Origin of the sequence: Aquitalea pelogenes (assembly GCF_041914625.1) — a bacterium.
GTDB lineage: Bacteria > Pseudomonadota > Gammaproteobacteria > Burkholderiales > Chromobacteriaceae > Aquitalea > Aquitalea pelogenes.
The window spans coordinates 78170-84995 of the sequence record NZ_JAYSDA010000023.1; the positions used below are offsets into that span (position 1 = coordinate 78170).

The window sequence follows — 6826 nt, forward strand, 5'->3', positions numbered from 1 at the left end:
GGTAAGGACGGAGGCGGGTGGTAGATGCGACGGCTGCGCAATCAGTCACTTCATCGACAGGCCCGGCTTTGCCGGGTCTGGTGAAATCGCAGCAACTCACGTTGTCAGCAGTCTGAGGGCCGGTGCATTTGCACCGGCCTTTTCTAACTGCGGCCTTCGGGCATAACATGATGCGTGTGCCTCAAGGAAAGGACTGTCATGCCTGTCATACGTTTGATGACGCTGGATGATTACCCCACCGTACTGCAACTGATGCAGCAAACCCCTGGTATTTCCATCCGCGATGCGGATTCGGCAGAAGCCACCGCACGTTATCTGGCGCGCAATCCCGGCCTGAGTTTTGTGGCGGAGTGCGACGGCCAGATCGTGGGCTGTGTGATGTCCGGCCACGATGGCCGGCGTGGTTATCTGCAGCATCTGCTGGTGCTGCCAGCCTACCGCCGTCAGGGCCTGGCGCGGCGTCTGGTGGATGCCTGCATTGCCGAACTGGCACGCCAGGGTATCGCCAAAACCCATCTTGATGTTTTCCGCAGCAATACGGCGGCGCAGAGTTTCTGGGACAAGCAGGGCTGGCAGCGGCGCGAGGATATTTGCCGCTATTCCTATATTTCCAGCGGTAACAGCCAGGCCTGATTCACTGCCCGCGCGACGGCGTCTCCTGGCCCGGACTGGCGGTAAACCACCTCTTGCGCTTACAATGCGGCCCTTTTTTTCTTGTCCGGGGGCTGTCATCCAAATGCTTTATGCCGTGCAACGTTATGCCGCCACGCGGCCTTGGGCCAGACGTGTCGGGCAACTCTATACCCAGGCGGTGCAAGCCGAAGCAGTTCAGCAGGAAGGCATGGCGCTGGTGGCGCGCGAACTGGAACGCGCAGCCCAGGTGTATCCGGCTGCATCGGCACGCATTGCCACCGAACAGCGGCTGGCCGATGCCTATGGCCAGTTTTGCCAGCATGGCCGGGTCATGGCGCATCTGGACTCCGGCCTGATGCAGGCGCTGTCGCATACCCGCTTGCCAGGCAATATGCCGGATCGCCTCACTTTGCCTGCCGAAGCCTTCTTCTTGCATGCCGGTGAGCAAGGTGCTGCCTTTGTCATGCACCTGCCGGATAGCCGCGCGGTGGCCTTGCTGCTGATTGCGGCCGATTTCTCCCTGCCGGGAAGCGACTGGCTGGCGGATACCGAACAAAGCCTGGCCTTGCTGGTGAATTATCCCGGCGAACTGGCCGCACCAATGGCGACGGTGGCACCGGAGTGGCATGCGTTGTTGAGCACGGTGTTGGGTGGACTGGCCGTCATGACCCAGCCCAGGCTGGAAATGGTGCGTGGCTGGGAGGAGTCTGCCCCGGCAGATGCGGTGGCGCTGGCCAGTCATCCGACTTGCTTCAAGTCGCGCAAGAAGGGCCGCAGCCAATTGTTGCAGGCAGGTTTTCAGGAAGTCAGCTATTGCCGCATGGCTGGGGTGGCCGAGGCCGCTACGGTATATACCAGCAAGGGCTACTGGCGACGCCAGGCGCTGAGCGACGCAAAGGGCGGCTCGCGCCTGGTGTGGGTGATGCCGCGCTGATCAGCGCTGTGCCAGCTGGGTGCGCAGAATCTGGCGCACCGCCGATGTTTCGAAGGGTTTACCCATGATGGCCGATACGCCGGCAGCTTCGGCGGCGGCCAGTTTCTCCATGTTTTCCTCGCTGGAAATCATGATGACTGGCACCGAGCTTTGCATGCTGTTGGTGCGGATGTAGCGGGTCAGCTCGCAACCGTCCATCATCGGCATGTTGTAGTCGGTCAGCACCAGGTCAAACAGTGTGCTGTCTATCAGCGGCAAGGCATCCTTGCCGCTCCAGGATTCGGTGATCTTCTCGAAGCCCAGCCGTTCCAGCACCGTGCGGATATGGCGGCGTGCCATCACGCTGTCATCCACCAGCAAAATGTTCAGGTCGGCGTAGTCAATATCGCTGTCGTTGTCACTCTGGTTGACGGACAGGAAATCCATTGTGTCGTTGATGACCTTGCGCAGCTGGGGCAGGTCGAAGGGCTTGGGCAAAATACCCATCAGCCCGGCCTGGCGCATAGGGTCGATCAGTTCCGGATTGGTCTCGCTGGACACCAGAATGAAGGGGATGTCACGCAATTCCAGATGGCCGCGCATACGGAAAATCATTTCGCCCGCCGTCATGTCCGGCAGGTGGAAAGCACTCATCACCACATCAGGCTTGTACTGGCTGATGTAGTCCAGCAAGTCTGCGCCGGTTTCAAATACCTCCATGCGCGTAATGCCCAGCTCGCCCAGTTCATTGCGAATGATCTGCGCTTGCACGGAAGAGCTTTCTGCCAGAGCGACAATCAGGTGTTGGGTAGACAGCATGCGCGGTATCCGTTATCTGATAAACGTTGATTCACTATAGGCTGCTTGGAGCAACTGTCAGTATTGGCAATAAAAAAACCCTGCCGCAAGCGACAGGGTTGATTTGATTACTGTTCCTGATGGTAGCGGGTAATGCGCTCAACTTCTTCCTTGGAACCCAGGAACACGGCCACGCGTTCGTGCAGGCCTTGCGGCTGGATCTCCATGATGCGTTGATAACCATTGGTGGCTGCGCCACCGGCCTGTTCAATGATGAAGGCCATCGGGTTGCCTTCGTACATGATGCGCAGCTTGCCGGCCTTGCCCGGGTCGCGGGCATCTTTCGGATACATGAAAATGCCGCCGCGGGTGATGATGCGATGCACTTCGGCCACCATGGAAGCCACCCAGCGCATGTTGTAGTCCTTGCCCAGCGGGCCGGTCTTGCCTGCCAGCATTTCGTCGACATAGCGTTTTACCGGGGCTTCCCAGTGACGCATATTGGACATGTTGATGGCAAATTCCTGTGTGCTTTCCGGAACCTGCATGTCGGAGTGGGTCAGCACGAAGGAGCCGTGTTCGCGATCCAGCGTAAAGCCGTGCACGCCGCTGCCAAAGGTCAGTACCAGCATGGTTTGCGGGCCGTAAACGGTGTAACCGGCGGCAACCTGTTTGGTGCCCGGTTGCAAGAAGGCTTCTTCAGTCGGGTGATCAATGCCTTCCGGGCAGCGCAGGATGGAGAAGATGGTACCAACCGAAATGTTGACGTCGATGTTGGAGGAACCATCCAGCGGGTCGAACATCAGCAGGTATTCGCCCTTCGGGTATTCGCCCGGAATGTGATAGGGCAGTTCCATTTCTTCCGATGCCATGGCGGCCAGGCTGCCACCCCATTCATTGGCATCCAGCAGGAAGTCGTTGGCAATCACGTCCAGTTTCTTTTGTGCCTCGCCCTGGATGTTGCCGGTGCCGGCCTCACCCAGAATGCCGGCCAATGCCCCCTTGTTCACGGAGTAGCTGATGGCTTTACAAGCGCGGCCAACGGTTTCGATCAGCAGGCGCAGTTCCGGCGGCAGGGTGCCCGCCTTGCGCTGTTGTTCGATCAGAAAGCGGGAAAGGGTGATGCGGCTCATGTCGTTCCTTGCGTGCGGTGGATGTGCAAAACAGACCTGGTTCTGGCACAGCGAATTTCATGTCAGGCGGTCATTATAACGAATATGCCTGCATCGTCATGCGCAAACAGCTATCAATAAAAGATGATTTCGTGACGAGAGCTGCCATGCGCCTGAATCTGCTACTGATCCTGTTGCTGAATACGCTGCCTGCCGTTGCACTGTCCATTTATACGGAAGAGTGGCCGCCAATCACCTTTTCGCGGCATGGCGTGGCCGATGGCATGGCGGTGGAAGTGGTCAGGGAGATCCAGAGCCGCATCCATGACAATAGCGGTATCGATGTCGTGCCCTGGGTGCGTGGCTACCGCGAACTGGAAACCACGCCCAATGTCATGCTGTTTACCGTGGGGCGCAGCGATGCGCGCGAAAAAATCATGACGCTGGTCGGACCGGTAGCCATTTCGCAAACCGTGCTGCTGTGTCGCAAGGGCGAAGCAGCAGGGCTGCTGGCTTCGGGAACCGCGCTGTACAGCAGGCCGGTGGGTGCCTACCGCGGCAGCATATTTGCCGATGCCGCTGCGGCGGCAGGATTTGTGGAGGTGGATCTGGCGCCCACGCCACAGGTAACGGCGCAAAAACTGCTGGGCGGACGTTATGACTTGTGGGTGGAGGGCAGTTTTGTGGTGGGGGCGGTGCTGAAGGATATCCGTCAGCCACCCGACGCGGTGGAAGTTGTGAAGGTGCTGGAGTCGCTGGAGCTGTATCTGGCATTTTCCCGTGGCACTTCGGGAAAGGTGATCCAGCGCTGGTACGACGCGCTGGCCGCCATGAAAAAGGATGGCAGCTTCCGCCGCATCTACAACAAGTGGCTGCCGCGTGAAGTCGCCCCGGCTGAAATACGGGAAATCGGCCTGACTCCTGCGCCCTGATTCCTGCACCGGCAAGAGCTGGTGCAGGGCAGGGTCAATCCGCCGGGAAGGCGTGGGCAATCATGTTGGCATTCAGCCCGGCCGCGGGAAAGGGCCGCATCTGGCCGGCTTCCTGCTCCAGCCAGCGGCAGAACGAAGCTACGGTGGAATCGCCCGATGCCGTGCGCGGCACGATCCAGCAATAATCCCGCACCGGCACCACCGGGCTGGAAAGCGGCGCCACCAGCTGGCCGGAATCCACCAGCGCCTGCGCCATCGGTAACGGCCCCAGTGCCACGCCCAGGCCATCCAGCGCTGCTTGCAAGGCGAGCGAGAAACGGTCGAAATGCAAGCCGCAGGCCGGTTTCAGCTCGGGTACGCCAGCCAGGGTGAGCCAGCGCTGCCAGGCGGTGGGGCGTGTGTCGGCGTACAGCAGGGTGTGCTGCGCCAGATCGGCCGGGCTTTCAATCGGAAAACGCTTGAGCAGCGCCGGCGAACACAAGGGCAGCTCGCATTCTTCCAGAAACGGTTTGGCAATATGGCCGGGCCAGTCGCCGGGGCCGCGACGGATGGCAATGTCAAACGGGCTGTCCAGGCGGCTGATGTCGCGGTCGGATGTCACCAGATGCAGTTCTACATCCGGGTAGCTTTCGCGAAATACATGCAGGCGCGGCATTAACCAGTGCATGGCCATGGTGGGGGTGGAGTTGATGGTCAGCCGGCGCTGGTTGTCCGGTTGCAGCAACTGCGAGGTGGCATTGGCGATCAGGTCCAGTCCGTCCTGCACCTGGATCAGGTAGCGCCAGCCGGTGTCGGTCAGCTTCACCCGTCCGCCGGCGCGCTCGAACAGGCGTACGCCCAACCATTCTTCCAGCTGCTTGATCTGCTTGCTCACAGCACCGTGGGTGACAAACAGTTCGTCTGCCGCCGAGGAAAAGCTTTCCAGCCTTGCTGCGGCCTCGAATATCCGCAGCGCATTAAGAGGGGGGTAAGTGCTCATGGTGTGAGTATAACTCACAGACGATGTTTCGATTACTCGTTTGTAACTGGCATGCAGAGAGCGTAATCTTCCAGCAATCAAAACGGGGTAGAAGGAAATCTCCCCGGACGGTTGCCGCCAGTTGATCCCGCGCTGGCGGCTGACTCATTGCAAACAACCCAAGCAAAAAGGTCCCAAGCTATGCTCGAAGCCTACCGTCAGCATGTTGCAGAGCGCGCTGCACTGGGCATTCCGCCCCTGCCGCTGAACGCCAAGCAAACCGAACAACTGGTCGAACTCCTGAAAAACCCGCCCAAGGGCGAGGAAGATCTGCTGGTCGAGCTGATCACCTTCCGCGTGCCGCCGGGCGTGGATGATGCGGCCAAGGTCAAGGCATCCTTCCTGGCCGCCGTTGCCGAAGGCAGCGTGGCTTCGCCGCTGGTTTCCCGCGCCAAGGCCACCGAACTCTTGGGCACCATGCTGGGTGGCTACAACGTCAAGCCGCTGATCGACCTGCTGGCTGACGCCGAAGTGGGCAGCATCGCCGCCGAAGGCCTGAAGAAAACCCTGCTGGTATTCGACTTCTTCCATGACGTGCAAGTGCTGGCCGATGGTGGCAACGCCAACGCCAAGGGCGTGCTGCAAAGCTGGGCCGATGCCGAATGGTTCACCAGCCGTCCGGAAGTGGAAAAGAAAATCACCGTTACCGTATTCAAGGTGCCGGGCGAAACCAATACCGACGACCTGTCGCCGGCACCGGACGCCTGGAGCCGCCCGGACATCCCGCTGCACTACCTGGCCATGCTGAAGAACACCCGTCCGGGTGCTGCCTTCGTGCCGGAAGAAGATGGCAAGCGCGGTCCGATGCAGTTCATCGAAGACCTGAAGAAAAAAGGCCACCTGGTTGCCTACGTGGGCGATGTGGTGGGTACCGGTTCTTCCCGCAAGTCCGCCACCAACTCGGTAGTATGGGCCACCGGCCAGGACATCCCGTTTGTACCGAACAAACGCTTTGGCGGTGTAACCCTGGGCGGCAAGATTGCGCCTATCTTCTTCAACACCCAGGAAGACTCCGGCTCGCTGCCGATCGAAGTGGACGTATCCGCGCTGGAAATGGGTGATGTGATCGACATCTACCCGTACGACGGCAAGATCGAAAAGAACGGTGCCACCGTTGCCAACTTCCAGCTGAAGTCCGACGTGCTGCTGGACGAAGTGCGCGCAGGCGGCCGTATCAACCTGATCATCGGCCGTGGCCTGACTTCCAAGGCGCGTGAAGCGCTGGGTCTGGCTCCGTCCACCGTATTCCGTCTGCCCAAGGATCCGGCCAATTCCGGCAAGGGCTTCTCGCTGGCACAGAAGATGGTTGGCCGCGCCTGTGGTCTGCCGGAAGGCCAGGGCGTACGTCCGGGTACCTACTGCGAACCGAAGATGACCACCGTGGGTTCGCAAGACACCACCGGCCCGATGACCCGCGACG

At 60.1% G+C, this 6826-nt stretch carries 6 protein-coding genes and 1 pseudogene; 4 read left to right on the forward strand and 3 right to left on the reverse strand.

Annotation, left to right across the window (positions count from 1 at the left end; genetic code table 11):
• Positions 1-198: 198 nt before the first annotated feature.
• Both ACE3SE_RS16645 and ACE3SE_RS16650 read left to right on the forward strand, forming a co-directional pair.
• Complete coding sequence (locus ACE3SE_RS16645) at positions 199-633, forward strand: GNAT family N-acetyltransferase (protein ID WP_062789156.1); 435 nt, start codon at positions 199-201, stop codon at positions 631-633.
• A 115-nt stretch (positions 634-748) separates the two neighbouring features.
• The gene (locus ACE3SE_RS16650; protein ID WP_374556921.1) at positions 749-1567 is read left to right on the forward strand and encodes a hypothetical protein; all 819 of its coding nucleotides are present in this window, start codon (positions 749-751) and stop codon (positions 1565-1567) included.
• Here the strand turns inward: ACE3SE_RS16650 and ACE3SE_RS16655 are convergent, their stop codons facing one another.
• Positions 1568-2365: a response regulator gene (locus tag ACE3SE_RS16655; RefSeq protein ID WP_131360349.1), complete on the reverse strand. Its 798-nt coding sequence runs from the start codon at positions 2363-2365 to the stop codon at positions 1568-1570.
• A gap of 107 nt (positions 2366-2472) precedes the next feature.
• The gene (locus ACE3SE_RS16660; RefSeq protein WP_374556923.1) at positions 2473-3477 is read right to left on the reverse strand and encodes a class 1 fructose-bisphosphatase; all 1005 of its coding nucleotides are present in this window, start codon (positions 3475-3477) and stop codon (positions 2473-2475) included.
• 146 nt (positions 3478-3623) lie between these two features.
• Between ACE3SE_RS16660 and ACE3SE_RS16665 the strand changes: the two genes are divergently transcribed.
• On the forward strand, positions 3624-4388 hold the full coding sequence (locus ACE3SE_RS16665; protein WP_374556925.1) for a substrate-binding periplasmic protein: 765 nt from the start codon (positions 3624-3626) through the stop codon (positions 4386-4388).
• Positions 4389-4422: 34 nt separating this feature from the next.
• Here ACE3SE_RS16665 and gcvA read toward each other — a convergent pair whose 3' ends face one another.
• On the reverse strand, positions 4423-5367 hold the full coding sequence (gcvA, locus tag ACE3SE_RS16670; RefSeq protein WP_045844958.1) for a transcriptional regulator GcvA: 945 nt from the start codon (positions 5365-5367) through the stop codon (positions 4423-4425).
• A 180-nt stretch (positions 5368-5547) separates the two neighbouring features.
• Here gcvA and ACE3SE_RS16675 point away from each other — a divergent pair.
• A pseudogene (locus ACE3SE_RS16675) lies at positions 5548-6826 on the forward strand (bifunctional aconitate hydratase 2/2-methylisocitrate dehydratase); the annotation flags it as partial.